This window comes from Candidatus Pantoea symbiotica, assembly GCF_056491525.1.
This window is the reverse complement of sequence record NZ_JBSZHR010000002.1, coordinates 2,387,613-2,412,408: the sequence shown is the minus strand read 5'-3', so window position 1 is coordinate 2,412,408 and position 24,796 is coordinate 2,387,613. Positions and strand designations below refer to the sequence as shown.

At 55.8% G+C, this 24,796-nt stretch carries 23 protein-coding genes and 1 tRNA gene; 17 read left to right on the top strand and 7 right to left on the bottom strand.

The features are described 5' to 3' along the window. Window positions 1–291 precede the first annotated feature (291 nt). Window positions 292–1,077, bottom strand: a complete 786-nt coding sequence (locus ACXIZX_RS11865) for a phosphate/phosphite/phosphonate ABC transporter substrate-binding protein (protein WP_479404221.1) — start codon at window positions 1,075–1,077, stop codon at window positions 292–294. Continuing rightward, the gene (locus tag ACXIZX_RS11860; RefSeq protein WP_479404220.1) at window positions 974–2,041 is read right to left on the bottom strand and encodes a fatty acid desaturase; all 1,068 of its coding nucleotides are present in this window, start codon (window positions 2,039–2,041) and stop codon (window positions 974–976) included. The genes ACXIZX_RS11865 and ACXIZX_RS11860 overlap by 104 nt, the downstream gene beginning before the upstream one ends. A gap of 204 nt (window positions 2,042–2,245) precedes the next feature. Between ACXIZX_RS11860 and ACXIZX_RS11855 the strand changes: the two genes are divergently transcribed. Beyond that, window positions 2,246–3,268 carry an LLM class flavin-dependent oxidoreductase gene (locus ACXIZX_RS11855; RefSeq protein ID WP_479404219.1) on the top strand — a complete coding sequence of 341 codons (1,023 nt, stop codon included), beginning with the start codon at window positions 2,246–2,248 and terminating at the stop codon, window positions 3,266–3,268. Between the two features lie 69 nt (window positions 3,269–3,337). On the opposite strand, the gene ACXIZX_RS11850 is transcribed toward ACXIZX_RS11855, so the two are convergent. From ACXIZX_RS11850 to ACXIZX_RS11840, 3 genes are all read right to left on the bottom strand, one after another. Then, complete coding sequence (locus ACXIZX_RS11850; RefSeq protein ID WP_479404218.1) at window positions 3,338–4,165, bottom strand: glycosyltransferase family 8 protein; 828 nt, start codon at window positions 4,163–4,165, stop codon at window positions 3,338–3,340. 18 nt (window positions 4,166–4,183) lie between these two features. Beyond that, window positions 4,184–5,566 (bottom strand): D-arabinono-1,4-lactone oxidase, encoded by a 1,383-nt coding sequence (locus ACXIZX_RS11845; RefSeq protein ID WP_479404217.1) that lies wholly within the window; start codon window positions 5,564–5,566, stop codon window positions 4,184–4,186. Window positions 5,567–5,640: 74 nt separating this feature from the next. Next, window positions 5,641–6,282, bottom strand: coding sequence for a TetR/AcrR family transcriptional regulator (locus ACXIZX_RS11840; RefSeq protein ID WP_154157341.1), 642 nt, complete (start codon window positions 6,280–6,282; stop codon window positions 5,641–5,643). Between the two features lie 212 nt (window positions 6,283–6,494). Here ACXIZX_RS11840 and ACXIZX_RS11835 point away from each other — a divergent pair, with 212 nt between their 5' ends. The 7 genes from ACXIZX_RS11835 to ACXIZX_RS11805 all read left to right on the top strand — a co-directional run bounded on the left by ACXIZX_RS11835 (window position 6,495) and on the right by ACXIZX_RS11805 (window position 12,541). Beyond that, window positions 6,495–7,322, top strand: a complete 828-nt coding sequence (locus ACXIZX_RS11835) for a MetQ/NlpA family ABC transporter substrate-binding protein (RefSeq protein WP_179450225.1) — start codon at window positions 6,495–6,497, stop codon at window positions 7,320–7,322. A 12-nt stretch (window positions 7,323–7,334) separates the two neighbouring features. Next, the gene (locus tag ACXIZX_RS11830; protein ID WP_479404216.1) at window positions 7,335–8,465 is read left to right on the top strand and encodes a methionine ABC transporter ATP-binding protein; all 1,131 of its coding nucleotides are present in this window, start codon (window positions 7,335–7,337) and stop codon (window positions 8,463–8,465) included. Next, window positions 8,446–9,102, top strand: coding sequence for a methionine ABC transporter permease (locus tag ACXIZX_RS11825; RefSeq protein ID WP_008104768.1), 657 nt, complete (start codon window positions 8,446–8,448; stop codon window positions 9,100–9,102). Before ACXIZX_RS11830 ends, ACXIZX_RS11825 begins: the two co-directional genes overlap by 20 nt. Window positions 9,103–9,182: 80 nt before the next feature. Next, window positions 9,183–10,382 carry a M20 family metallopeptidase gene (locus ACXIZX_RS11820; RefSeq protein WP_479404215.1) on the top strand — a complete coding sequence of 400 codons (1,200 nt, stop codon included), beginning with the start codon at window positions 9,183–9,185 and terminating at the stop codon, window positions 10,380–10,382. A gap of 11 nt (window positions 10,383–10,393) precedes the next feature. Beyond that, window positions 10,394–11,698: an NtaA/DmoA family FMN-dependent monooxygenase gene (locus ACXIZX_RS11815; protein ID WP_479404214.1), complete on the top strand. Its 1,305-nt coding sequence runs from the start codon at window positions 10,394–10,396 to the stop codon at window positions 11,696–11,698. Window positions 11,699–11,879: 181 nt separating this feature from the next. Then, on the top strand, window positions 11,880–12,224 hold the full coding sequence (locus tag ACXIZX_RS11810; protein WP_179450234.1) for a type II toxin-antitoxin system RelE/ParE family toxin: 345 nt from the start codon (window positions 11,880–11,882) through the stop codon (window positions 12,222–12,224). Window positions 12,225–12,238: 14 nt separating this feature from the next. Further along, complete coding sequence (locus ACXIZX_RS11805) at window positions 12,239–12,541, top strand: helix-turn-helix domain-containing protein (RefSeq protein WP_008104780.1); 303 nt, start codon at window positions 12,239–12,241, stop codon at window positions 12,539–12,541. Window positions 12,542–12,677: 136 nt separating this feature from the next. Here ACXIZX_RS11805 and ACXIZX_RS11800 read toward each other — a convergent pair. After that, a tRNA-Asn gene (locus ACXIZX_RS11800) sits at window positions 12,678–12,753 on the bottom strand. Window positions 12,754–13,260: 507 nt separating this feature from the next. Between ACXIZX_RS11800 and ACXIZX_RS11795 the strand changes: the two genes are divergently transcribed. The 6 genes from ACXIZX_RS11795 to ACXIZX_RS11770 all read left to right on the top strand — a co-directional run bounded on the left by ACXIZX_RS11795 (window position 13,261) and on the right by ACXIZX_RS11770 (window position 20,871). Continuing rightward, window positions 13,261–14,184 (top strand): sugar ABC transporter substrate-binding protein, encoded by a 924-nt coding sequence (locus ACXIZX_RS11795; protein ID WP_008104782.1) that lies wholly within the window; start codon window positions 13,261–13,263, stop codon window positions 14,182–14,184. Window positions 14,185–14,217: 33 nt separating this feature from the next. Further along, entirely contained in the window at window positions 14,218–15,702 is a 1,485-nt protein-coding gene (locus ACXIZX_RS11790; protein WP_008104783.1) for a sugar ABC transporter ATP-binding protein, read from the top strand. A 14-nt stretch (window positions 15,703–15,716) separates the two neighbouring features. Beyond that, window positions 15,717–16,748, top strand: a complete 1,032-nt coding sequence (locus ACXIZX_RS11785) for an ABC transporter permease (RefSeq protein WP_091003268.1) — start codon at window positions 15,717–15,719, stop codon at window positions 16,746–16,748. Between the two features lie 448 nt (window positions 16,749–17,196). Further along, on the top strand, window positions 17,197–18,114 hold the full coding sequence (nac, locus tag ACXIZX_RS11780; RefSeq protein WP_061717658.1) for a nitrogen assimilation transcriptional regulator NAC: 918 nt from the start codon (window positions 17,197–17,199) through the stop codon (window positions 18,112–18,114). A 156-nt stretch (window positions 18,115–18,270) separates the two neighbouring features. After that, window positions 18,271–19,230 (top strand): HTH-type transcriptional regulator Cbl, encoded by a 960-nt coding sequence (cbl, locus tag ACXIZX_RS11775; protein WP_008109354.1) that lies wholly within the window; start codon window positions 18,271–18,273, stop codon window positions 19,228–19,230. Between the two features lie 183 nt (window positions 19,231–19,413). Next, window positions 19,414–20,871: an NAD-dependent succinate-semialdehyde dehydrogenase gene (locus ACXIZX_RS11770; protein WP_479404213.1), complete on the top strand. Its 1,458-nt coding sequence runs from the start codon at window positions 19,414–19,416 to the stop codon at window positions 20,869–20,871. Here ACXIZX_RS11770 and ACXIZX_RS11765 read toward each other — a convergent pair. Next, on the bottom strand, window positions 20,853–21,056 hold the full coding sequence (locus tag ACXIZX_RS11765) for a hypothetical protein (RefSeq protein ID WP_479404212.1): 204 nt from the start codon (window positions 21,054–21,056) through the stop codon (window positions 20,853–20,855). The two genes, ACXIZX_RS11770 and ACXIZX_RS11765, sit on opposite strands and share 19 nt — an antisense overlap. 197 nt (window positions 21,057–21,253) lie before the next feature. Here ACXIZX_RS11765 and ACXIZX_RS11760 point away from each other — a divergent pair, with 197 nt between their 5' ends. The 3 genes from ACXIZX_RS11760 to ACXIZX_RS11750 are packed head-to-tail and all read left to right on the top strand — an operon-like array spanning window position 21,254 to window position 24,713. Then, window positions 21,254–22,723, top strand: coding sequence for an aldehyde dehydrogenase family protein (locus ACXIZX_RS11760; RefSeq protein ID WP_479404211.1), 1,470 nt, complete (start codon window positions 21,254–21,256; stop codon window positions 22,721–22,723). Between the two features lie 29 nt (window positions 22,724–22,752). Further along, window positions 22,753–23,421, top strand: coding sequence for a haloacid dehalogenase type II (locus tag ACXIZX_RS11755; protein WP_479404210.1), 669 nt, complete (start codon window positions 22,753–22,755; stop codon window positions 23,419–23,421). Between the two features lie 14 nt (window positions 23,422–23,435). Then, entirely contained in the window at window positions 23,436–24,713 is a 1,278-nt protein-coding gene (locus ACXIZX_RS11750; RefSeq protein WP_479404209.1) for an NAD(P)/FAD-dependent oxidoreductase, read from the top strand. Window positions 24,714–24,796: the final 83 nt, after the last annotated feature.

Sequence of the window (24,796 nt, the reverse complement as noted above, 5' to 3'; positions counted from 1 at the left end):
ACGCCTGATGTAGCTTAATGTTGGCAAGGTCGCCATAAATGGCGACCCTAAAAAATCCCGCACATTTCCCGTAGGGTCGCCATTTATGGTGACCGTTTTAATTGATAAAGATGGTTACAACGCCGTCACGCCCAGCGCGGCGGCACGATCTTTTAACTCCCGCACTTCGTCATAAACGCCTGATGTAGCTTAATGTTGCCAAGGTCGCCATAAATGGCGACCCTACAAAATCCCGCACATTTCCCGTACGGTCGCCATTTATGGCGACCGTTCCAATCGATAAACAGATGGTTACAACGCCGTCACGCCCAGCGCGGCGGCGCGATCTTTCCACTCCCGCACTTCGTCATAAAACGCCCGATCGCTCACGCTGAACCCGCTGATCAAACTCTCCGCCAGCAGATCCTGATAACACTTATCGCGGGTCAGCTCGCTCAACGCACTGCGCAGTTTCTCAAGGGTTTCGGCATCGGTTTTGGCCGACGTAATCAGCGGCAGCGCGGCGCACAGCGGCGTTTCGCCGATGATCTCCAGCCCCGCCAACTCCTCTGGATAATTGCGGCGCAGCAGCGCCCAGGTAATGCAATCAATCGCCGCAATATCCGCATCGCCCGCCCGCAACGCCGCCAGCGACTGACGATGACTGCCGCTAAAACGGGTCTCGCTGAAGAATTTTCCGTTCTGCGCCAGCGGGGCAATCACGTAGCGCAGCGAGTTGAAGCCGGAGTGCGAATCGTTGCTGTTACACACCGCGCACCGACCGCGAAAATCGCTTAGCGTTAGGTTTTCATCTGCGCTGCGCGCCACCAGCCAGCTGCGATAGCGCATGCCGTCGCAGCCCTGCGCGCTGGAGTGAAAGGTGCCGACCAGCTGTACATCGGGCAGCAGTTCTACCAGCGGATAACCGCAGGTTTGGCTCAGCAGCAATTGCTCATCGCGCCAGTGCGGCAATAAATCCTGCGGCCAGCGAACCTCAGCTGGCACGCCGCGTTGTTGCAACAGCGTCGTTAGCGCTGAGGTCAGGCCGATAGTTGCCTGATGATTGATGTCGTACATCGGTAACGAAAGCGTGGGCATCCTGTGCATCCTTTTGCGTACCCGGATGGGCATTAACCTCGACCGATTTGCGCCAGAAGCGGGTTATCCACTCGCCATAACCGGCGACGCGAAAACCGTGATTACGCTGATGATAACCATCGCGATACAGCAAATAGACTTTGCGTAATCCGTACCACGGCAAACCGGGCAGATCGTGATGTACAGAATGATAGTTGAGATTGAGGAACAGTAAGCGCCACGGCAGCGCGGCTTCGTTATTGACCGAGCGCGCCAGCGGTTCTTCTTCAGCGCGATGCTCGTAGAAGGATCGCACTTTGGTCAGCATCAGCGCCGGGTAACTCACCGCCAGCACGAACCACAGCGGCGAGAAGCCGTGCAGCGTCATCCAGTAAAACAGCCCGATTAGCAAGCTGAGATGAATGATCCACATAGTCATCGCCGGTGTATCGCGCTGGAGAAAGGCATTCAGTAAGGTTTTGACGGTCGCGCCCATATCCAGCAGCGGGCCGATCAGCAAGCGGCCGGGAAAAGTATTACGCAGATGAATCACCTGCTGCTGCCACGGCTTGAGTTGTGCCCAGCGCGCTGGCGAAAGGTAGTAGGTTTCCGGATCTTCATCGGGATCGGTCAGCGTGTGATTGCGATGATGCGCCAGATGCGAATCGCGATATAAACCATACGGATACCACACCGCCAGCGGCAGCATACCGAACAGCTGATTGAAACGGGGAAAACGCGTCGGGTGGCCGTGAATTAACTCATGCTGCAACGACATATACCAGGTGGTAAACAGGATCAGCAGCAGCGTGCTCAAGGTTAATCCCAGCGTTTGCCAATAGACAACGCTGGCGAACCAGCCGCTGTACACCGCCACCATCAATAGCCACGTTGGCAATTCGCTGCGCCACAGCCAGCTGCGCGCCAGTTGATGCACCACCTCGCGCTGTTGCGCGCTGAGATAGGCGGATGTCCCTTTACTCATGGAGAAGCTGAACCTGTGAACAGTGATTAGGCTTCTGACGATGATTGATCACCGTGATGAACACAAAGAATCTCTTTTTCTTACTTATGCAAAAAAGTTGATGAAGCGCGCGAAATCTATTGGCTATCAGTCACCTCGTCTGTGGCGTAACCTTGCTGCATTGAAAACGTTCGAGCCTGCGTGGCTCACGAGGAGAATTTCAGCATGAAAAAGATTGGCTTCTTATCCTTTGGTCACTGGACCCCATCATCACAATCCGCCACCCGTTCGGCGCAGGACGTCCTGCTGCAATCGATTGATTTAGCGGTCGCGGCTGAAGAGTTGGGTGCCGATGGCGCTTACTTCCGCGTGCACCACTTTGCGCGTCAGTTGAGTTCGCCGTTCCCGCTGCTGGCGGCGGTCGGTGCGCGTACCAAAAAGATCGAAATTGGTACCGGCGTAATCGATATGCGTTACGAGAACCCGTTGTATATGGCGGAAGATGCCGGTGCGGCGGATCTGATTTCTAACGGTCGTCTGCAGCTCGGCCTGAGCCGTGGCTCGCCGGAGCAGGTGATTGAAGGCTATCGCTACTTTGGCTTTGATCCGCAGAACGGGGAAAGCGATGCCGATATGGGCCGTCGTCATACCGAGGAATTGCTGGAAGTGCTGCGCGGTGAAGGTTTCGCGAAACCGAATCCGCAGCCGATGTTTCCGAATCCGCCGGGTTTGCTGCGTCTGGAGCCGTTCTCGGAAGGTTTGCGTGAGCGTATCTGGTGGGGATCGGGTTCCAACGCAACATCCATCTGGGCAGCGCAGCAGGGCATGAACCTGCAAAGCTCCACCTTGAAAGATGATGAAACCGGCGAGCCGTTCCACGTGCAGCAGGCAAAGCAAATTCGAGCCTATCGTCAGGCGTGGGAAGCAGCGGGCCATCAGCGTACGCCGCGTGTTTCGGTGAGCCGCAGCATCTTTGCGCTGACCAACGACACCGACCGCGCCTACTTTGGTCGCAGTGGCCAGGATCAGGATTCGGTAGGTTTCCTCGACGAGAAAACCCGCGCCATCTTTGGTCGCAGCTACGCAGCTGAGCCGGATCAGTTGATCAAACAGCTGGCGCAGGACGAAGGGATTGCTGAAGCGGATACGCTATTGCTGACCATTCCGAATCAGTTAGGCGTGGATTATTGTGCGCATGTGATTGAGAGCATTTTGACCCACGTTGCACCGGAGTTGGGTTGGCGTTAAGTCTAAGATCTCGTAGGGTCGCCATTTATGGCGACCTGAAGCACATAAATGCGACCCTACGTCTTTAAGTTATTCCGTCGCCAACTCCCACCACAGCTTATCCAGCGCGTAATAACGGTCGCGTTCCGACTCGGGCTGATTCAAATCGCGTTTCCACGGTTTCGCCAGAATAAAGTGAAGGTTCTTCACCTCATCTTCGCGCCACATCTCACTGTGCTGGAACGGCAAGGTTTTCAGCGCGTTATATTTATACGAAAGCGGTAACCAACGATCTTCGAACACTTCATTGAGTAAATCCTGCTCGGAGAACGGATAGCGACGCAAATCGGTAATGGCCGCCACTTTCTCCTGCAGCCACTCAAACACCGCCAGATCCGGCTTCAGCACCAGGAAACCGCCGTTCAGATAGCGATCAAGCGTGGAGGGTGCCGGTTCACCCCGATCCTGCCAGGTATAATGGCAATTCTCCGGCTGCCAACTGGCCGGATAGCTGGCGATCTTGTTGGGATTGCAGCGACAGGCGTGACATGCTGCCAGCGCATGCTTGCCCAGATCGAGCGTAAACAGCTCATCCATATTGCGCAGCACCAGCATATCGGCATCGAGAAATACCACGCGCTCGCAGTCAACCAGCTCCCACGCGCGCAGTTTGCTCCACACTTCACCGAACTGCGCCGAAGCGTAATGCTGCTCCAGCTCGGCATTTGGCATCAGCGGATCCACCTGATGGATTACGCAGCCCAGCGCCTGCAAGGCTTCACGCGTCTCCAGATCGATGGCGTCAGTGACCATCACAATCAGCGGCCAGCGGGTTTCACTGCGCTTCAGCGAGCGGTGCAGCGCCTTCACGCCAATAAAATAGTCCGGCTGCGTTAACAGCGTTACCCATGCAAACATGGTTTCTCCCCCTCAAACTTAATCAAACAAAGCAGTGACATAGTCATTGCTAAAACGGCGTTGTGGATCGAGCTGGTTGCGCACCGCGCGGAAAGCGTCCCACTGCGGATAGATATCGCGCCACTGATAGCGCTGAGGATCGTAATATTTTCCCCAGTGCGGACGTCCGCCCTCGGCTGCCAGCAGCTTCTCCACTTCGGTGAGAAAATGCAGGCCATCCTGCGATAGCGAACCGTCATCGGCGTAATAGACCACGAAGCCGAAGAAGCAGGTAGCGTGCTGATACGCCGGACTGAGCCAGGCTTCAGACGCGCCGGTGCAACGCAGAATGATCGGATAGTGCATATGCGGATGATTCTCGGCATACCACGCTTTGATCTTGCTGATAATCTGCGGCGTTTTCTCCAGCGGCACGCCGATCTCGACATTGATCTGCGGCACGGCAATACCGCGACAAAACAGCTGATAGATATCGCCGCTGATGTCGGTGAAATCGCGGAAGCGCGTCACGGTGCGGAACTGCTTGCCGCCTTTGCCGTGAATCTGCGTATCACGATGCATCTGCGCCAGCGTCTGATCGATGGTGTCATTCAGGCTGCTGTCGGTGTCATCGCCATGCTCAATCACCTCGCGCTGATTGGCGTGCCAGGCTTCAGCCTCTTCATCGCTGGCTTCATGCGCGTTCCATACGTGCATCAGGTTGTCATCGACAAACCACCAGGCTTTGCTCATCTCATACTGCTGATTCCACTCAACCAGATCCTTTTCCAGCGTATCGGCGGAGACGGCAAACTTGTGGCAGGTAAACAGGCGGAAAGGGCGGGTGCGCAGCGTCACGGCGGTAACAATGCCTAACGTGCCGAGCGAAACCTGCGCGGCGGCGAAATCGGGCTCACCGCGCACAAATTCACGCACGCTGCCGTCGGCCAACACCATGCGGATGCGCAACGCTTCATCGGCGATTGAGCTTTGTGCTAAACCCTGGCCGTGCGTGCCAGTGGCCATCGCGCCCGCCAGCGTTTGCACTGCAATCACGCCCGGCGACGAGGCCAGCATGCGATCCATCCCGGTTAAGGTGCCGTAAACCTGTTCCAGTGGCGTACCGGCGGCAAAGGTGACGCTGTCGGCGTCTTGCGCAATCACGCCGTTGAACGCGCTGAGGTCCAGCAGCAAATCCTGCTCATTCACGCCCAGCATACGGCCCGGCGACAAGCGGCTGCCCAGCACGCGCACTTTGCCGCTGGCGGCGCGCAGCAGTTGTTGTAACTCCGCTTCCGTTTGCGGCTGTTGTAACTGACTACGCTGACCAACCACCGTGTTTTGCGCCCAGTTCCACAGTGCGCTGTCCTGGTCAGTATTGTGCGTATGGCGTAAGGGATAAAGGTGGGGGTCTTTGTTCACTACGGCGTTCCTTAAATTGAGGTCTGTGACGGTCCCAGGATTTAAAGCGTAGACCATCACCGCGCAGCCACAGCCTACGGGGCTTTGCGCACATATCGCAGCGTGGCGGTGACGGCAAGCTGGCGGTTACGGCGGATGCTGTCTTCTTCGCTATCGTTCGGCGTGAACAGCGTGTGAAAGGTGTAACGATTGGAGACGTGGTGCACACAAATGCTGCTGAGCAAGCGGTGCACATCGACGGTATCCAGCCCATCAATAAACAGCCCTTGCTGCTGGCCGCGTGTCAGAATGTCATCCAGCAAATCGAGCGCACTCTTGTTGAGTGCCTTGATGCGTTCGGATTGCATGATGTAGCGCCCGCGCAGCAGGTTTTCAGTACACACCAGCCGCATAAAATCCGGGTGGGAAACGTGGTAATCGAAGCTGGCTTCCACCAATTTGGTCATTGCCAGTTCCGGCTCCATCTCGGCGAGATTGAGGCCAGTTTCGTGCTCGCGAATCGCCTGATACACCTGCTCCAGCACCTCAATATAGAGCTGCTCTTTGTTGCTGAAGTGATACACCACCATGCGTTTGGTGGTTTGTGCGTGTTCAGCAATCTGCTCCAGCCGCGCGCCCTGCATGCCGAACTCGGCGAACATTTTCAGCGCACCGGCAAGGATGCGTTTCTTCAGCCCTTCGGGGTCATTTTTTCGTTTAGTTGTGGTGTCCGACATAGCGCTCAGTAACAAGTCCATCAAAAGGGGAAGGATAACACAGCCATTTTCTCGCTTGTGGCGATGCGAGCGGCGCGCGGCTTTATGCTTTTCAGGAATAGCTTTCCTGAATAAATCATAATGCGGGAATAAGCAACTGCGTATACTGCGGTCATCTGTCGTCACGACAGCTTATTTTGACTCGCGCAATTATAACGATCGGGAAACACTTTATGCACACACGTTTTGTCTCAGTAAAAAATAAATTCTTGTTAAGTGCTGGTGCTTTGCTGCTGGCTAGCGCGGCGCTGTCGCCGTTGTCCATCGCGCATGCAGCGGATAAAACCTCGGTAAAAGTCGGCATCATCAGCGGCGAAGATGAAGATGTCTGGCGCGAAGTGATCAAACAGGCGGCGGCAAAAGGCTTAACGGTGAAAACCGTGATCTTCAATGATTACAACCAGCCGAACGAAGCGCTGCAAAACGGCGAAGTGGATGCCAACGCCTTCCAGCATCAGCCGTTCCTCAATAACCAAATCAAGGTGAATCACTACGACATCGTGCGCGTTGGCGATACCGCCGTGTGGCCGATTGGTCTCTACTCGAAGAAAGTGAAAAGCGCCAAAGAACTGAAAGAGGGCGCGGTGATTGGCGTGCCTAACGATCCTTCTAACGAAGCGCGCGGTCTGGTGCTGCTCGAGCAACAAGGTCTGATCAAACTGAAGCCGGGCGTCGGCATTGCGGCCACTACCGCCGATATCACTTCGAATCCGCATCATCTGAAAATCAAAGAGCTGGATTCCGGCATCATCGGCCGTTCCGTTCCGGATCTGGATGCCGCCGTGGTCAACACCGATTGGGCGCTGAAAAGTGGCCTGACCACAGAAGATCGCATTGCGCAGGAGCCGGTAAAAGATAACCCGTACAACAACTTTATTGCGGTGAAGAAAGAGAATGTCAGCGCGCCGTGGGTGAAAACGCTGGTGGCTTCTTATCAGAACGATGCCGTGAAGACCGTGTTTGACAAAGTCTACAAAGGCACGGGCGAAACGGCCTGGTAAGGAACGAAAAAGATGACGCTATTCTCAGCAGCCGAAACGCCCTTTACCGCCGTCAAACGCGGCGTGGCGGAAAGCACTCATGACGAGGCGCAGGTGAAGTTTCGCGACAGCGGCAGCGTGGTGCGCCTGCAAGGTGTGTCACGTCGCTTTGGACCAACCCAGGCGCTGCGCGACATCTCGTTGACGGTGCAGAAAGGCGAAATTCTTGGCCTGATTGGACGCAGCGGCGCGGGAAAATCCACGCTGATCCGCTGTCTCAACGGCCTGGAACAACCTGATGAAGGCGTCATCGAAATCGAAGGTCGCAACATCACCGGCCTGTCGGAAAAACAGCTGCAAACGGTGCGCAGCCGCGTTGGCATGGTGTTTCAGCACTTCAATCTGTTATCGGCCAAAACGGTGGCGCAGAACGTGGCGCTGCCGCTGAAAATCGCCGGCATGGATAAAGCGCAGCGCCAGCAGCGCGTGGCGGAATTGCTCGAGCTGGTGGGGCTGGCTGACAAAGCACAAAGCTATCCGGCGGCGTTATCTGGCGGCCAAAAACAGCGCGTTGGCATTGCCCGCGCGCTGGCGGCCAGCCCGGCGCTGCTGCTGTGCGACGAAGCCACCTCCGCGCTCGATCCGGAAACCACGCGCTCGATTCTGGCGCTACTCAAATCCCTGAATCAAAAACTCGGCATCACCATTCTGCTGATCACCCATGAGATGGAAGTGATCAAATCTGTCGCGCATCGCGTGGCGGTGATTGATGCCGGTGAAATCATTGAACAAGGTCCGGTGTGGCAGGTGTTTGCGCATCCCAGGTCGCAATTGACGCGCACGCTGCTGCGCGGTTTGCTGCCGCAGCTGCCGGAAAATATTGCCGCGCGCCTCAGCGATGAGAAGCAGGGCGATGCCATCTACAGCGTGCACTTTGCCGGTGACGATGCGCAGGGCGATTTGTTAACCCGCTTTGCCGGCGCGCTGCCGGGCAAATTCCGCCTGCTGCAGGGCGGCATCGATCACATCCAGCACTACGCAGTCGTGCGTTTCTTTATTGCGCTCCCGGCGGCGAACGCGGCCGACGAGCAACAGATTCTCAGCTGGCTGCACGCGCAGCAGGCTCAAGTGGAGTTGGTGGGTTATGTCGCCAGTGATGATTGATCTTTTACTTAATGCGTTAGGCGAAACGGTATTAATGACGGTGATTTCCGGCCTGTTTTCGCTGGTGGCGGGCTTGCCGCTCGGTCTGATTCTGGTGATGACCAGTCCCGGCGGCATCGCCGAACATCGCGGCGTTAATCGCGTGCTGGGCTTAATCATCAACAGCTTCCGCTCGCTGCCGTTCATTATTCTGCTGGTGGCGCTGATTCCCTTTACCCGTTTTTTGGTCGGCACCTCGCTCGGTACCTGGGCAGCGATTGTGCCGCTGTCGATCACCGCAACACCGTACTTCGCGCGCGTGGCGGAAGTGTCGCTGCGCGATGTCGATCGCGGATTGATTGATGCGGTGCGCGCCATGGGCGCCAGCAAGCTGCGCATTGTCTGGGATGTGCTGATCCCGGAAGCGCTGCCCGGCATTCTGTCTGGTTTTGTCGTCACGCTCGTCGCGCTGATTGGCGCTTCGGCGATGGCCGGCGCAATTGGCGCAGGTGGCCTCGGCGATCTGGCGATCCGTTACGGCTATCAGCGCTTTGAAACCTCAGTGATGATCGCGGTGATTGCGGTGCTGATTGTGCTGGTGTGCGGCATTCAGTGGGTTGGCGATCGGTTGGTGCAGCACATCGATAAACGTCATTGATTTGCCGTGGCCATGTGAACGGTGGTGGCCTTTGTAGGGTCGCCATTTATGGCGACCTAAACGCAACAAGGAAAATACTCATGTCGCTGAACGCCCTTCAGCTCACGCTGGAAAACAACCTCGAACAACACAGCGCCACTTACCTCAAGGTATCGCAGGCGATATTTCAAAACCCCGAAACCGGCAACAACGAATATTTCGCCAGCGAGCAGCTTACCAAGCTACTCACGGCACAGGGTTTTGCCGTCACGCGCAACGTCGCCGGCCATGAAACGGCGTTCTACGCGGTCAAGTCCAGCGACAAACCGGGCCCAACCATCGCTTTTCTCGCAGAATATGATGCGCTGATCGGCATCGGCCACGCCTGCGGTCACAACCTGATCGGCACCACCAGCGTGGCGGCAGCCATCACGCTGGCGCAGGTGCTGGATCAAACCGGTGGGCGCGTGGTTGTGCTAGGCACGCCAGCAGAAGAGGGCGGATTAGCCGGACCGGGCGGCCCGAAAGGCAACGTGAAAAAGCGCTTTGTCGAAGCCGGATTACTCAAGGACGTCGACGTGGCGTTGATGGTGCATCCCGCGGGCAAAACCCGGCTGACCGAATCCACGCTGGCCAATAATCATCTCTATTTCCACTTCTATGGCAAGCCGTCGCACGCCGCCAGCGCGCCACATGAAGGTATCAACGCGCTGGATGCGCTGGTGCTGTTCTACAACGGTATCAGCGTGCTGCGGCAGCAACTGCCGGATGGCGTGCGCGTGCACGGCATTATCACCAACGGCGGCCAGGCCCCGAACGTGATCCCGGAATACGCCTCGGCGCATTACTACATCCGCGCGGACAGCCGCGAAGTGGTGGAATCTCTTGAGCCGCGTCTGCGTGCCATCGCTGAAGGCGTGGCGCTGGCGACCGGCGCACGCGTCGAGATTGATCATCAAATTGGCCCACGCGATTTCAAACTGAACTCAGCGCTGGATGCCTTGCTGCTGGAAGAATTCACGGCGGCGGGCGAAACCGTCGATCTGTCGCCGCAGAAAAACAAAGTTTCGACCGATGCCGGCGACATCAGCCATGCGGTGCCGACGGCGCATCCGTGGCTGAAAATCGGCCCCGACGATCTGATTTTCCATACCGTGCCATTCCGTGAAGCGGCCAACTCTGAGCGTGGTTATCAGGCGCTGCTGATTGGCGCGCGCGTGCTGGCGCGCACCGGCTTACGTCTGCTGACCGATGCGGACGCCTTAAACCATGTCAAAGCGGATTTCGCGCGACAACTATAAAGGAGAGTGATGTGTCGCAAACGTATCGCAGAAAATTGAAAACGCTGGTCGGCGCCAGCAGCGTGATTTCCGCCGCCAATGATAGCCAGCCGGGCGTGGGCATCACGCGCGCCAATGAACTGGCGAAAATTGCCGAGCGTGAAAAGATTACCGGGCTGTTTACCGCCGATTTGCTGCAGGCCGATCCGGCCGGATTAGCCGGCACCACCGGCACGCAAGATCCGCTGATTGCGCTGGCGGCATTGAGCCAGGTGACCTCGCATATCGGCTTGATCGCCACCGTCAGCACCAGCTGGCTGCATCCCTATAATCTGGCGCGTCAGGTTGGCACGCTCGATCACATCAGCGGCGGTCGCGCGGGCTGGAACGCGGTGACCTCATCGGTTGGCGAGGAGAACTTTGGTGAAAGCCAGCTGCCGCCGCCGCAGGAGCGCTACGCGCGCGCCACCGAATTTATCGAAGTGATGAACGCGTTGTATGACGCCAACGAACGCGCAGCAGTGCAGCGCACCGTCAGCGGTGGCATTAAACTCGACCACACTAAACTGCATCCGATTAACTATCGCGGTGACTATTTCCAGGTGGCGGGTCCGCTCAACGTACCGCCGCCGCCACAGCGCCGTCCGGTGCAGTTTCAGGCGGGACAATCTGAGGCGGGCGTAACGCTCGGTGCACGTTATGCCGAAGTGATTTACACCTCGCAGCCCACATTTGAGGCGGCACAAACCTTCGTGGCTGATGTGCAGCAGCGGGCGCGACGTTTTGGCCGCGAACACAATCCGCCGCTAATCATGAACTCGTTCCACTCCATCATTGGCGACAGCGATGCCGACGTGGCACGCCGTTTGCGCGATAAACATGAACGCATCAACTTTGAGCAGGGCAGATTGCGCGTGGCCGATATGTTGGGTGGCGAGGTGGATCTGCGCGATTTGCCGCTGGATCAACCGCTGCCTGCTGTGTTTATTCCCGAGCTGGCGCAGGTGCATCGTCGTCAGGGACGCGCCGCCATTTTCCGTGGTTATGCGCTGGAGGGATTAACCTTGCGTGAGCTGATCATCAAAGCTGAAGAGACCGGCCACTGGTTTGTTGCCGGAACGCCAGAAACCCTGGCCGATGCGATTGAACAGCGCTATCGCGCTGGCGTGCTGGATGTGATTTCACTGCATGGACTCGGCCAGCCCGATCAACAGGATTTGCTGCTCAACGGCCTGTTGCCAGAACTGCGGCGCCGCCAACTGATCGATACTGATTATGTAGGGAGCGATTTCCGCAGCAGCCTGGAGCTGGCTGCGTTGCCATCCGCCATCGACTAACTTAAGCCAGGTGCGCATCAATGCGCACCTGGTTGGTGGTCGCCATAAATGGTGACCCTACAAATTGGAACCTATCTCCACACTTCCACGCACGGTTGCTGCATCTCTTCTCACATCACGCCACACTCCGATTATCGCTTTACACCTATATAGCTTTAGACCTATATTAATGGGGGTTAGTGTGTGGCAGATTGAAACGACGGAGCGATTTGATCGCTGGTTGATGTCGCTTGATGACACAGATCGAGCTTGTGTGCTGGCAGGATTGATCGTTTTACGCCAGAAAGGGCCGGGATTAAGCAGGCCATATGCCGATTCGATTAAAGGATCACGTTTCAGCAATATGAAAGAATTGCGTGTGCAGAGTAAAGGCGATCCAATACGGGCATTTTTCGCCTTCGACCCTTGGCGAACAGGAATTGTGCTTTGTGCAGGCAGTAAGGTGGGAAATGAAAAGCGCTTTTATGCCGAGATGATCCCGCTGGCCGATCGTGAATTTACCGAGTACTTAGAGAAAAAGAGATGAAAAGGAGTAACGCGATGGGGAGAACGCTTGAACAGATTCTTGCTGATGAGAAGCCTGAAGTTGTTGCTAACGCTCAAGCGATGGCGGAAGAGATGCTGCTTAATATCCACCTTGCCGAACTGCGTGAGAAAGTGCAGAAAACTCAGGTGGAAATGGCACAGGCGCTCAATATCAAACAACCTACAGTTGCGGGTATGGAAAAGCCGGGACGCGATCTTAAGCTTTCAACGCTCAAGCGTTACATCGAAGCGGCGGGGGGAAAATTGCGTCTGGATATCGAGTTGCCGGATGGTTCGCATTTCGAATTCGTAGTGTAAGAATCCTGCTGGTCGCCATAAATGGCGACCCTACGAAATGCACCGGAACAATGTAGGGGCGCCATTTATGGCGACCTTGCAAAACCCCCAATACACAAAAGCCCGCTCAGGTTTCCCTGAGCGGGCTTTTTGAATTTGGCTCCTCTGACTGGACTCGAACCAGTGACATACGGATTAACAGTCCGCCGTTCTACCGACTGAACTACAGAGGAATCGTGTGAACGAGGCGCATATTAGCGATGCCGATCCCCGTTGTCAAAGCTCTACTGCACACTTCTGGTTTAAGTGCGCGTAAAAGCAGCGGAATGCTGCTTTTCTGCCTTGAATGATCAGATTCTAAACTGCCAGCAAGATCTCACTTTAAAACCAATTCCTTTGAGATGTTAGAGGCATGTCAAAGTTTTGTTATTTGCCGATTTTAAAACAATCATTTCAGTGCTTTTATGATGAAAGTTTCAAATGCAAGTTAGATGAAATAAATGAACTGCTAATCATCACCGGCGAAACGAGTTCCTTCATCTAAAACGGCATTTTGAAAATAACTGATTGATAAGGAATGACTTAGAAGAAGCAGATGCTGTAAACCGATAGCGTTAGACCAGAAGCCTTACCTCTACAACCACAAAAAAAGCGCCAGTGACGTTGAGTGAATGTAAAAGATATTTTTCATTCGCAGTATCAGCCAACCTGAGCATGTTAACGATAAAGAAGGGTTCCCTATGAAATTCAAAAAAGCGTTATTAACTTCCCTGTTAGTTTGCATGTTACCTGCCGCAGTGATGGCAAAAGACCTTCAGGTAGGCGTTTCTATGGCGCTGTTTGATGACAACTTCCTCACCATTCTGCGCACCGCGATGCAGAAAGAGATGCAAAAAGACAACATTAAGGGCCAGGTTGAAGACGCCAAAGGCGACGTGGCTCAGCAGCTGCAGCAGGTACAGAACTTCATTGGTCAGGGCGTTGACGCCATCATCGTTAACCCGGTGGATACCAACGCCGTGAAACCGCTAGTGGATGCCGCAGCGAAAGCCGGCGTGCCGCTGGTGTTCGTTAACCGTAAACCGGCTGGCGAGTTGAAAGACAAAATGGCGTTTGTGGGTTCCGATTCTGAACTGGCGGGCCGTCTGCAGATGGAAGCGCTGGCTAAAAAGATGAACGGCAAAGGCAACGTGGCGATTCTGCTGGGCGACCTGGCTAACGAATCAACGCGTGAACGCACCAAAGGTGTGGAAGCGGTGGTCGCAAAATACCCGGATATCAAAGTCGTGCAGAAACAGACGGCCAAATTCACCCGTAACGATGCGGTAGATGTGGTGAGCAACTGGCTGACGGCGGGCGATGACATTCAGGCAATCGCCTCCAACAACGATGAAATGGCGATTGGTGCACTGCAGGCGCTGGGTAAAAACCCGAATCACATCCTGGTCGCAGGTGTGGATGGTACGCCGGATGCACTGCAGATGATCAAGAACGACAAGATGGTCGCTACCGTGTTCCAGGATGCGAAAGGTCAGGGTGAAGGCGCTGTGCAAACGGCGGTCAAACTGATTAACGGCGAGAAAGTGCAGAAAGTGGTCGATATCCCGTTCCAGCTGATCACCAAAGATAACTACGAAAAATTCGCCAGTCAGAACCAGAAATAAACCGTAACCGACTCAGCCGTACGGAGGTGATGTATGACCGCTTTTGCGCTTGAAGCCGAAGGCATCAGCAAGTTCTTCCCCGGAGTGAAGGCACTCGACAATGTCTCACTGCGTATTAAACCGGGGTCGGTACATGCCCTGATGGGTGAAAATGGCGCGGGCAAATCCACTTTAATGAAATGCCTTATCGGGATGTATCGTCCCGATAAGGGCACCATTCGCATTAAAGGGGAGCCAGTGCAGTTTCAGGACACCATGGATGCGCTGCGTTCCGGCATCTCCATGATTCACCAGGAACTCAATCTGGTGCCTTACATGACCGTAGCCGAAAACATTTGGCTCGGTCGCGAACCGATGAAGTACGGCTTTGTTGACCACGGCAAGCTGAACAAACAGACGCAGGAACTGCTGAACAGACTAAACATCCGTCTGAAAGCCGATCGCATGGTGGGCGAGCTAAGTATCGCCTCGCAGCAGATGGTGGAAATCGCCAAAGCGGTCTCCTGGAATTCGGACATCGTGATTATGGATGAACCGACCTCGGCACTGACGGAAACCGAAGTGGCGCATCTGTTCACCATCATCCGCGACCTGCGCGAGCAGGGCAAAGCCATCATCTATATCAGCCACAAGATGGATGAGATTTTTGCGATAACCGATGAAATCAGCATTTTCCGTGACGGTGCGTGGGTGGGCAGCAACAACACCAGTGAATACACCCGCCAGTCACTGATTACGCAGATGGTAGGCCGTGAATTGACCCAGCTGTTCCCGAAATTCAACGGTGAAATTGGTGAAGATGTGCTGACGGTGCGCAATCTGACCTGCAAAGATCGCTTCACCGACATCAACTTTTCGGTGCGCAAAGGCGAAATCCTCGGCGTGGCGGGATTGGTGGGTGCCGGACGCAGCGAAGTGATGGAAAGCCTGTTCGGCATGGAGAGTTTCGACAGCGGTGAAATCCTGATTGATGGCGTGCCGGTCAAGATCGATTCGCCTTCGACGGCGATTGAGAAGGGCATGGCGTTCCTGACCGAAGACCGTAAAAAGTCTGGGCTGTTCCTGGTGTTGTCGGTGATGGAGAACATGAGCATCGTCAACATGCCCGATTACACCCATAAAAGCGGTTTTGTCAGCCACATCAAAATGGCGCAGGACTGTATGGATCAGATTCGCAAGCTGAACATCAAAACCCCAACCATGGATCAGATCATCAATAACCTCAGCGGCGGTAACCAGCAGAAGGTGCTGATTGCTCGCTGGCTGCTGGCGCAACCGAAGATCCTGATTCTCGACGAACCAACGCGCGGTATCGACGTTGGTGCAAAAGCAGAGATTTATCGCTTAATCAGTGAACTGGCGAATCGCGGCGTGGCCATCATCATGGTGTCGTCCGAGTTGCCAGAAATTCTCGGCATGAGCGACCGCGTGATGGTTATGCACGGCGGACGTATAACCGGCATCCTCGATAAAGAAGAGGCCAATCAGGAATCCATTTTGTCGTTGGCATCCGAGTGAGGCGTGAGACATCTATGAGTAACGTAAAAATTACGGCCCCGCAGGCCGCAGATCAGAGTTCTTTCTTTAGCAACTTGCGTCACAAGCTGCCAAAAGACACCGGGATTTTTGTCGTGATGGTGGGCATTGCCCTGATTTTTGAAATTGCCGGTTGGTACGTACGTGATCAATCTTTCCTGATGAACACCAACCGCTTAGTACTGATTATTCTGCAGGTCGCGATCATCGGTATCATCGCAGTGGGTGTGACCCAGGTCATTATCACCACCGGTATCGACCTGTCATCCGGTTCGGTTATCGCTTTAACCGCGGTAGTGGCGGCCAGTCTGGCGCAAACCTCAGACAGCCTGTCGCCAATGTATCCGTCGCTGGTTAACTTGCCGGCGGTGATACCGATTGTTGCTGGGATCGGGGTTGGGCTGTTGTGCGGCGTGATGAACGGCGTGTTAATCACCAAAACCGGTATTCCTCCATTCATCGCCACGCTCGGTATGATGGTGTCGGCACGCGGTCTGGCGCAGTACTACACGCAGGGTAACCCAATCAGCTTCCTGTCAGATGGCTTCACCTCCATCGGCCAGGGCGCAATGCCGGTGATTATCTTCCTGGTGGTGGCGTTCCTGTTCCACATCGCGCTGAAACATACCCGTTACGGTAAATATGTCTACGCGATTGGCGGCAACATGACCTCCGCCAAAGTGTCCGGTATCAACGTTAATAAGTATCTGATCATCGTCTACACCATCGCCGGTGCGCTCTCAGGGCTGGCGGGCGTGGTGCTGGCAGCGCGTGTGAGTAGCGGCCAGTCAAGCATGGGTATGGCGTACGAACTGGATGCCATCGCCGCAGCCGTTATCGGCGGCAGCAGCCTGATGGGCGGCGTTGGACGCATTACCGGTACGCTGATTGGTGCGGTGATTCTTGGCCTGATTAAGAGCGGCTTCACCTTTGTCGGTGTGGATGCTTACGTGCAGGACATTATTAAGGGCATCATCATTGTTGCGGCAGTTTCGATTGATATGCATCGCAACCGTAAGAAGCGCTGATAGTGTGGTCGCCATAAATGGCGACCCTACAAAAGGTGCGCATTTATGCGCACCTTTTAATTGGCCGCAGTGATTCGGGAATAAGTTTTCCAACTGGTTGAATCCGTTCTTTTCTGCTCATTTGGTTTCATTCCCGCCATTTCTGCTCATTTTCTGCGTTATCTGCACCAAACCAGCTCATCCGGTCATCACTTTTTTGCACGCCTGACTCGCATTTCCTGCCCCATTGCAGTGCAATTCGTTTAGTTCTTACTCTTTTTGCGTCATCGCTCGCGCTTATTAACTCCTTCGAGGTAATCACAAACGCTTATTTTCCGTGCCTTTAGGAAAAATCTGGCGATGCAATTTTGCATCGCGAACAAACCTGGCCTGCATATTGCAACTTCATTTCCACAAGCCAGCAGGCTGAGACGCCCAACCTGGGTATTCGGGGATTGACGGAGGCAACATGAATTTAAGACGACTCAAGTATTTTGTAAAAATCGTCGATATCGGCAGCCTGACTCAGGCAGCAGAAGTGCTGCACATCGCGCAGCCTGCGCTTAGCCAGCAGGTCGCTACGCTGGAAAATGAACTCGATCAGCAATTGCTGATACGCACCAAGCGCGGCGTGACGCCAACTGAAGCCGGTAAAATTCTGTATGCCCACGCCCGCACCATTCTGCGTCAGTGTGAACAGGCGCAAACGGCAGTGATCAACGCCGGCCAGGCACTCAACGGCCAGGTTTCCATCGGTTTAGCGCCGGGCACCGCCGCATCCTCGCTCACCATGCCGCTGCTGCAGACGGTGCGTGAGCAGTTCCCGGATGTGCTGGTGTATCTGCATGAAAACAGCGGCACCTCGCTGAACGAAAAAGTGATGAACGGCCAGTTGGACATGGCGGTGCTGTACGATCGTGCGCCAACGGCGGGCATCAACAGCATTCCATTAATGAAAGAAGAGCTCTATCTGGTGGGCGCAACGGCGTGTCCGGGTGCGACTGTCGATCTGGCGGACGTGGCGCAGATGAGCCTGTTCCTGCCACGCGACTACAGCGCGGTGCGTAAACGTGTTGATGAAGCGTTCTCGCTGCGTCGTCTGAGCGCGCGCATCATCGGCGAAATCGAATCGATCTCCACGCTGACTGCGGCGGTGTCCAGCGGCATGGGCGTCACGGTGCTGCCAGAATCTGCGGCGCGTGCGCTGGTGAGTTCAACCCATGCGTGGATGGCGCGGATTAACAGTCCATCGCTGAATCTGCCGCTGTCGCTGAACATCTCGGCGCGTCTGCCGCTGTCGCCATCAGCGCAGGCGGTGAAGAATATTCTGCTGTCGCTGCTGAATAAGCCAGCGGTAGAGGATCGTGAATTGATGTTAGTGGGTTAATCCCATAGGGTCGTCATTCATGGCGACCTTTTTTATCTTCCTCGCAAAACCTCCCTTATTACTATTCCGCATAACACACCGTTTTTTATTATTTGTTGCGATGACGCCAACTTCATAACATGGATGAAACAGGGGCAGGAATCAGGAGAAAAGGGCGTGAATTTCCAGCAACTTAAAATTATACGTGAAGCAGCCCGTTGCGAGTTCAACCTGACCGAAGTGGCGAATACATTGTTTACCTCCCAATCAGGAGTAAGCCGCCATATTCGCGATCTGGAAGATGAACTGGGCGTGGAAATTTTTATTCGTCGTGGCAAGCGACTCTTAGGCATGACCGAACCGGGCAAGGCGCTGCTGACCATTGCTGAGCGCATCCTTGATGAAGCGGGCAAAGTTCGCCGCTTAGCGGATGTGTTTACCAATGAAACCAGCGGCGTGCTGACTATCGCCACCACGCACACTCAGGCGCGTTACAGCCTGCCGCGCGTGATCAAAGCGTTTCGTCAGCTCTATCCTAATGTGCGTCTTGAGCTAAATCAGGGATCGCCGCAGGAGATCGTCGCCATGCTGCTGGCGGGTGAAGCCGATATCGGCATCGCCTCCGAGCAGTTAGTGAATAACAGCAGCCTAGCGGCATTTCCGTGGTTCAGCTGGCATCACTCACTTTTAGTGCCGCACGATCATGAGCTGTTGCAGCATCAGCCGGTCACGCTCGCCAGCCTCAGCCGCTATCCGCTGATCACCTATCGTCAGGGCATTACCGGCCGTTCTCGGGTCGATCGTGCTTTCCAGGCGGCAGGACTCAGACCGGATATCGTGCTCAGCGCGCAGGATTCTGACGTGGTGAAAACCTACGTTGAACTTGGTCTTGGGGTGGGCATTCTGGCCGATCAGGCGTGTGATATTTACGAAGGGGAAGACCTGGTAAAAATCGACACGCATCATCTGTTCGATGCCAATACCGTGTGGCTCGGCCTGAAGCGCGGTCAGCTGCAGCGCAATTACGTGTGGCAGTTCCTTGAGTTGTGTAATGCCAATCTGTCGCTGGAGGAGATCAAACGTCAGGCGCTCTCTTACGAAACCGAGAACGAACCGGCCATCGATTTCCAGATTTGATTCGTTGGGAAAAACCGTACCGATCCTTCGTAGGGTCGCCATTTATGGCGACCTTCCCCCACACAGCATAAAATTTCTTTTCCCGCCGCAAAACAGACACCGACACAAATTCCCTCCACCAGAAAAACATCCTGCGCTGTCGCGTCACGTTACAGTGAAATGACGAAGATACAGGGGATTGTCATGTCGCGAATTCAATTGAAAGATACGGAATTACTGCGCCAGCAGGCGCTGTTTGGCGGTCGCTGGCAGGATGCGCATCAGGGCGCAACGCTTGAGGTGATCGATCCCGGCACGCAGCAGCCGATTGCCACCATTCCGGCATTGGGTGCGGCGGAAACCGAGCAGGCGATAGATTATGCTGAGTCGGTGCGCGTCAGCTGGGGCAAAACCCCCAACGCCACGCGCGCCGCGCTGCTGGAAAAATGGCATCAGCTGATCATCGATAATGCCGACGATCTGGCGATCATCATGACCGCCGAGCAGGGCAAGCCGCTGGCGGAAGCCAAAGGCGAAGTGCTGTACGGCGCCAGCTTCGTGAAGTGGTTCGCGGAAGAGGCGCGGCGTATCTACGGTGACACCATTCCCGCACCAAGCGACGATCGCCGCATTCTGGTACTCAAGCAGCCGGTTGGCGTGGCGGCAGCGATCACGCCGTGGAACTTCCCGATTGCGATGATCACCCGCAAAGTCGCGCCCGCGCTGGCCGCAGGTTGCCCGATTATCGTTAAGCCGTCGGAGTTAACGCCGCTGTCGGCATTAGCGCTGGCAGTGTTAGCCGAACGCGCCGGTTTCCCCAGCGGCGTGTTGCAAGTGTTAACCGGCTTGCCAACCGAAATTGGCAGCACGCTGACCGCCAGCCGCACGGTGCGCAAAATCTCCTTTACCGGTTCCACCCGCGTCGGCCAGCTGTTGATGCAGCAGAGCGCCGATAGCATCAAGCGCCTGAGCCTGGAACTGGGCGGCAACGCGCCGCTGATTGTCTTTGATGATGCCGATCTCGATGTGACCATTCCCGGCGTGATGGCGAGTAAATTCCGCAACGCCGGACAAACCTGCGTCTGCGCCAACCGCATTCTGGTGCAGCGCGGCATCTATGAGCGCTTCAGCGAGCGCTTGCTGGAAGCGGTATCTGCGCTGAAAGTCGGTGACGGTTTTGCGCCGGACAGCACCATCGGGCCACTGATCAACGACCGCGCCGTCGAGAAAGTTAACAGCCATATCGACGATGCGCTCAGCCAGGGCGCGACCTTGCTGCGCGGCGGCATCAGCGCGCCAAACGGCACCTTTGTTGAGCCCACGGTGTTGGGCAACGTCACCAGCAGCATGCGTATTGCACATGAAGAAACCTTCGGCCCGGTGGCACCGCTGTTTGTCTTCGACACAGAAGAAGAGGCGATCCGCATGGCGAATGACACGCCTTATGGACTCGGGGCTTATTTCTTTACTGAGAATATTCGCCGGGCATGGCGCGTGGCAGAATCATTAGAATTTGGCATGGTCGGATTTAATACCGGTGCAATTTCATTAGATGCCGCACCCTTTGGCGGAATTAAATTATCCGGCTTAGGTCGTGAAGGATCGCGTTACGGTATCGAAGAGTATTTAGAGCAGAAGACGTTTCATATTGGCAGTTTATAAATAACGGTCACACTATTCGTAGGGTCGCCATTAATGGCGACCAACAAAAACAGCGCCGCAACCCTCAGGTTCGCGGCGCTGTTTATTTTGTGCGTCGCGTCATACTTTGCCTCCCATCCCCGTTTTAGTGCAAGTTTCATGCGCATTGCACCGTCGCGACGCACATATTTTGTGAAGTAAATCATCTGTTTATTCCTTCGGCAATTCCGCAAAATTTCGCTCACCAATACGGCAGAAAATTTTTTTGCGCTGTTTTTTACGCATTTTTATTTTTCACTGGGCTGGCATACTTTCTGCATTAGCTTATTAGCGTAACAGAAAAACGCAGTGCAAATCGTTAATTAGCGCGTCTGTGATGGGTGTAACAAATAAGGAATTTTCCATGTTAAGTTTCGACCCTGAAAAAGTTTTACTTCCTGCCGGTCATTATATTGGCGGGCAACATCTTAAAACGGCGGGCGCGCGTTTTGCCGTTAAACGTCCGTCCGATGGCAAAGTCTATGCCGAACTCAGCGAAGCCACGATTGAAGATGTTGATCGCGCCGTCACCACCGCGCATCAGGCGCTGAAAACCAGCGGCTGGCGCAGCTGTGCTCCACGTGCCAGAGGTAAAATTCTGCGTCGCTGGGCCGATCTGATCGAGAGCGATCCGTTACTGGCGCAACTTGAATCGCTGGGCTCTACGCGCCCAATCAGCGACGTAATGCAGCACGAAATTCCCTTCACCGCCGAAGCCATTCGCTTCTACGCCGAGTGCGCCGACAAATACAGCGGCGACCTGTTCCCCACCCAGGAAAGCAGCCTCGGCATGCTGATTGCTGAGCCATACGGCGTGATCGGTGCAATTACGCCGTGGAATTTCCCGCTGTCGATGGCGTCGTGGAAGTGCGGTCCGGCGCTGGCAGCAGGAAATGCTGTGGTGCTGAAACCTTCTGAGCTGACGCCGTTCTCTACCGTGCGCATGGCCGAACTGGCGGTGCAGGCCGGTTTACCGGCAGGCGTACTGAATATCGTGCAGGGCAGCGGCGCGGTAACTGGCAACGCGCTGGTCACTCATCCGCTGGTGCGCAAAGTCTCCTTTACCGGTTCCACGCTTACCGGCGCTCGCATCATGGGCGACATCGCGCAGCACGGCATGAAACCGGTCACGCTGGAGCTGGGCGGTAAAAGTCCGCAGCTGGTGTTCGACGATGCCGGTGATATCGATGTATTAGCGCAGCGTATTCTGCGCGGCTTCACCGCCAACGGCGGCCAGGCGTGTGTCGCCGGAACCCGTTTGATTGTGCAGCGCGGCATTGCGCAGCCGTTGCTGGAGAGATTGGTGGCGCTCTGTCAGCAGCCGCGTCCAGGCGTAACCTGGCAGGAGAGCAGCCGCTATGCGCCGCTGATCGATGAGCGTCAGGGTAAAAAAGTGGCGTCAGTAATCGCCGATGCCAAAGCACAGGGCGCGGAAGTGCTGGTGGGCGGCGAACGCTTTGCCGACACCGCAGAAGGCTGGTTCTGGCAGCCAACGCTGCTGTGCGGCGTTGCCCACGATAATCCGGCGGTGCAGCAGGAAATTTTTGGTCCGGTGCTTACCGTGCAACAGTTTGATGACGAGGAAGAAGGGCTGGCACTGGCGGCACACGAAACCTACGGCCTGTGCGCCGGCGTGCATACGCTGAGTCTGCCGCGTGCGCTGCGTGCGGTGCGCGCGCTGGAATCCGGCACCGTGTGGGTCAATCGCTATGGCCGCTCCGGCGATTTCATTATCCCGACCGGCGGCTTCCTCGGCTCGGGCATTGGCAAGGATCTGGGACGTCAGGCATTCCAGGCCTGTCAGCGCCAGAAAAGCGTGTTAATCGATTTCTAATTTTGTGTTCTCAACCGCGAGGTCGCTTCATGGCACTGTTTAAACCGAAATTCATCACTTTTGATTGCTACGGCACCCTGATCAATTTTGACATGGCAGGCGCAGCCGAACGCTGCTTCAAAGATCGTGTTTCTGCGCAGGAGATGCTGGCGTTCACCACCGATTTCGCCCGCTACCGTTTTGATGAAGTGCTTGGCGCGTGGAAGCCGTATTACGACGTGGTCAGCGATGCCATTCAGCGCACCTGTACAAAGTGGGGCGTGAAATGGAGCCAGGCGGACAGCGACTTTATCTACACCGATTGCGCCACGTGGGGCCCGCATCCTGACGTGCCCGCCGGTTTAGCCAAAGTGGCCAAAGAGTTCCCGCTGGTGCTGCTCACTAACTCGATGAACGATTTGATCCCGCATCACGTGCCGCGTCTTGGCGCGCCGATCCATATGACCATCACCGCCGAAGAAGTGGGTGCCTACAAGCCGCAGATGAAAGGCTTCGAGTACATGCTCGACAAGCTGAACTGCGGTCCGGAAGAGATTCTGCATGTCTCCTCCAGCCTGCGTTATGACCTGATGACCTGCTACGACATGGGCATCAAAAACAAGGTTTGGGTCAATCGCGGTCACGATCCGGCCAATCCGGCGTATCAATACACCGAAATCAACGATATCGGCGGTCTGGCCGCTGTGGTTGGACTCTAAGCCCGGAGGCGGCGATGAAACTCGAATCATTCTGGCAAGCCACAGCACCGACCTTTAGCGGCGCAGCCACTGGCGCACTGCCGAGCACCGCTGAGGTGGTGGTGATTGGCGGCGGTTTTACCGGCGTCTCGACGGCGCTCAACCTGGCGCGCAGCGGCATCAACGTGGTGCTGCTGGAGAGCGGCGAGGTAATGAGCCAGGCGTCGGCGCGTAACGGTGGACACTGCAATACCGGCGTGGCGCAGAACTTTGCCTCGCTGGTGGAGAGTCAGGGAATCGAGCAGGCCAGCCGCTTCTATCGTGCCTATGACGATGCGGTGAGCTACGTCGAACAGCTGGTGCGCGAAGAGCAGATTGATTGCGATTTCCGCCTGTGCGGCAAGCTGAAACTCGCCAGCAAAGCTTCGCATTTTCCCGGCCTGCGCAGCGCGTGGCAGTTGATGCGCGACACCGTTGATCCGGAAATCGAGCTGATCGGCAAAGATGAGATTCGCCGCGAAGTGGGCAGCGATGCCTTTCACGGTGGGCTGCTGCAGAAGCGTGGCGGCCAAATGCATATGGGCAAGTTTGGTATCGGGCTGGCGGAAGCGGCGGCGCGTAGCGGGGCGAAAATCTACCCGCATCACGCGGTGACCGGCTTAACGCGCCTCGACGGCTATCGCCACCGCGTCAGCACCGCGCAGGGCGAGATCATCGCCGACAAAGTGATGATGGCAACCGGTGTCTCCAACGAAGGACCATTTCCGTGGTTCCAGCGCCGCATCGTGCCGGTCGGCAGTTTTATTGTGGTGACGGAACCGCTCGGCGACGAACTGATTAATCAGGTGCTGCCGAAAGACCGCACCTACGTAACCTCGCTGAATATCGGCAACTACTTCCGTACCACGTCGGATCGTCGATTGGTGTTTGGCGGCCGCGCGCGTTTTGCGGTGAGCAATCCAACCTCAGATACACGCAGCGGCGACGTGCTGCGTGCGGCGATGACCGCGTTGTTCCCGCAGCTGGGCAAATCGCGCATCGATTACTGCTGGGGCGGCATGGTGGATATGACCGCCGACCGCTTGCCGCATGCCGGTGAACAGGATGGCGTGTTTTATTCGATGGGCTATAGCGGCCACGGTACGCAGATGTCGGTATGGATGGGCCGCGTGATGGCCGACCTGCTGGCGGAGAAACGCAACGAAAATCCCTGGCAGCGCGAAACCTGGCCTGCGCTGCCCGGTTATCACGGGAAACCGTGGTTTTTGCCCCTGGCGGGTTTGTATTACAAAGCCAAGGATCGGTTGTCGTGAAATCCAGGTCGTGCGGTTATCGAAACGGTCGCCATTTATGGCGACCCTACAACACCCGCATTCTCGCCGTAGGGTCGCCATTT

Excerpts from the sequence above, each read along its gene's own strand:
- ACXIZX_RS11865 (WP_479404221.1), bottom strand. The coding sequence starts at position 1,077 with ATGCCCACGCTTTCGTTACCGATGTACGACATCAATCATCAGGCAACT.
- ACXIZX_RS11860 (WP_479404220.1), bottom strand. The coding sequence starts at position 2,041 with ATGAGTAAAGGGACATCCGCCTATCTCAGCGCGCAACAGCGCGAGGTG.
- ACXIZX_RS11855 (WP_479404219.1), top strand. The coding sequence starts at position 2,246 with ATGAAAAAGATTGGCTTCTTATCCTTTGGTCACTGGACCCCATCATCA.
- ACXIZX_RS11850 (WP_479404218.1), bottom strand. The coding sequence starts at position 4,165 with ATGTTTGCATGGGTAACGCTGTTAACGCAGCCGGACTATTTTATTGGC.
- ACXIZX_RS11840 (WP_154157341.1), bottom strand. The coding sequence starts at position 6,282 with ATGTCGGACACCACAACTAAACGAAAAAATGACCCCGAAGGGCTGAAG.
- ACXIZX_RS11835 (WP_179450225.1), top strand. The coding sequence starts at position 6,495 with ATGCACACACGTTTTGTCTCAGTAAAAAATAAATTCTTGTTAAGTGCT.
- ACXIZX_RS11830 (WP_479404216.1), top strand. The coding sequence starts at position 7,335 with ATGACGCTATTCTCAGCAGCCGAAACGCCCTTTACCGCCGTCAAACGC.
- ACXIZX_RS11825 (WP_008104768.1), top strand. The coding sequence starts at position 8,446 with ATGTCGCCAGTGATGATTGATCTTTTACTTAATGCGTTAGGCGAAACG.
- ACXIZX_RS11820 (WP_479404215.1), top strand. The coding sequence starts at position 9,183 with ATGTCGCTGAACGCCCTTCAGCTCACGCTGGAAAACAACCTCGAACAA.
- ACXIZX_RS11805 (WP_008104780.1), top strand. The coding sequence starts at position 12,239 with ATGGGGAGAACGCTTGAACAGATTCTTGCTGATGAGAAGCCTGAAGTT.
- ACXIZX_RS11795 (WP_008104782.1), top strand. The coding sequence starts at position 13,261 with ATGAAATTCAAAAAAGCGTTATTAACTTCCCTGTTAGTTTGCATGTTA.
- ACXIZX_RS11790 (WP_008104783.1), top strand. The coding sequence starts at position 14,218 with ATGACCGCTTTTGCGCTTGAAGCCGAAGGCATCAGCAAGTTCTTCCCC.
- ACXIZX_RS11785 (WP_091003268.1), top strand. The coding sequence starts at position 15,717 with ATGAGTAACGTAAAAATTACGGCCCCGCAGGCCGCAGATCAGAGTTCT.
- nac (WP_061717658.1), top strand. The coding sequence starts at position 17,197 with ATGAATTTAAGACGACTCAAGTATTTTGTAAAAATCGTCGATATCGGC.
- ACXIZX_RS11770 (WP_479404213.1), top strand. The coding sequence starts at position 19,414 with ATGTCGCGAATTCAATTGAAAGATACGGAATTACTGCGCCAGCAGGCG.
- ACXIZX_RS11765 (WP_479404212.1), bottom strand. The coding sequence starts at position 21,056 with ATGATTTACTTCACAAAATATGTGCGTCGCGACGGTGCAATGCGCATG.
- ACXIZX_RS11760 (WP_479404211.1), top strand. The coding sequence starts at position 21,254 with ATGTTAAGTTTCGACCCTGAAAAAGTTTTACTTCCTGCCGGTCATTAT.
- ACXIZX_RS11755 (WP_479404210.1), top strand. The coding sequence starts at position 22,753 with ATGGCACTGTTTAAACCGAAATTCATCACTTTTGATTGCTACGGCACC.
- ACXIZX_RS11750 (WP_479404209.1), top strand. The coding sequence starts at position 23,436 with ATGAAACTCGAATCATTCTGGCAAGCCACAGCACCGACCTTTAGCGGC.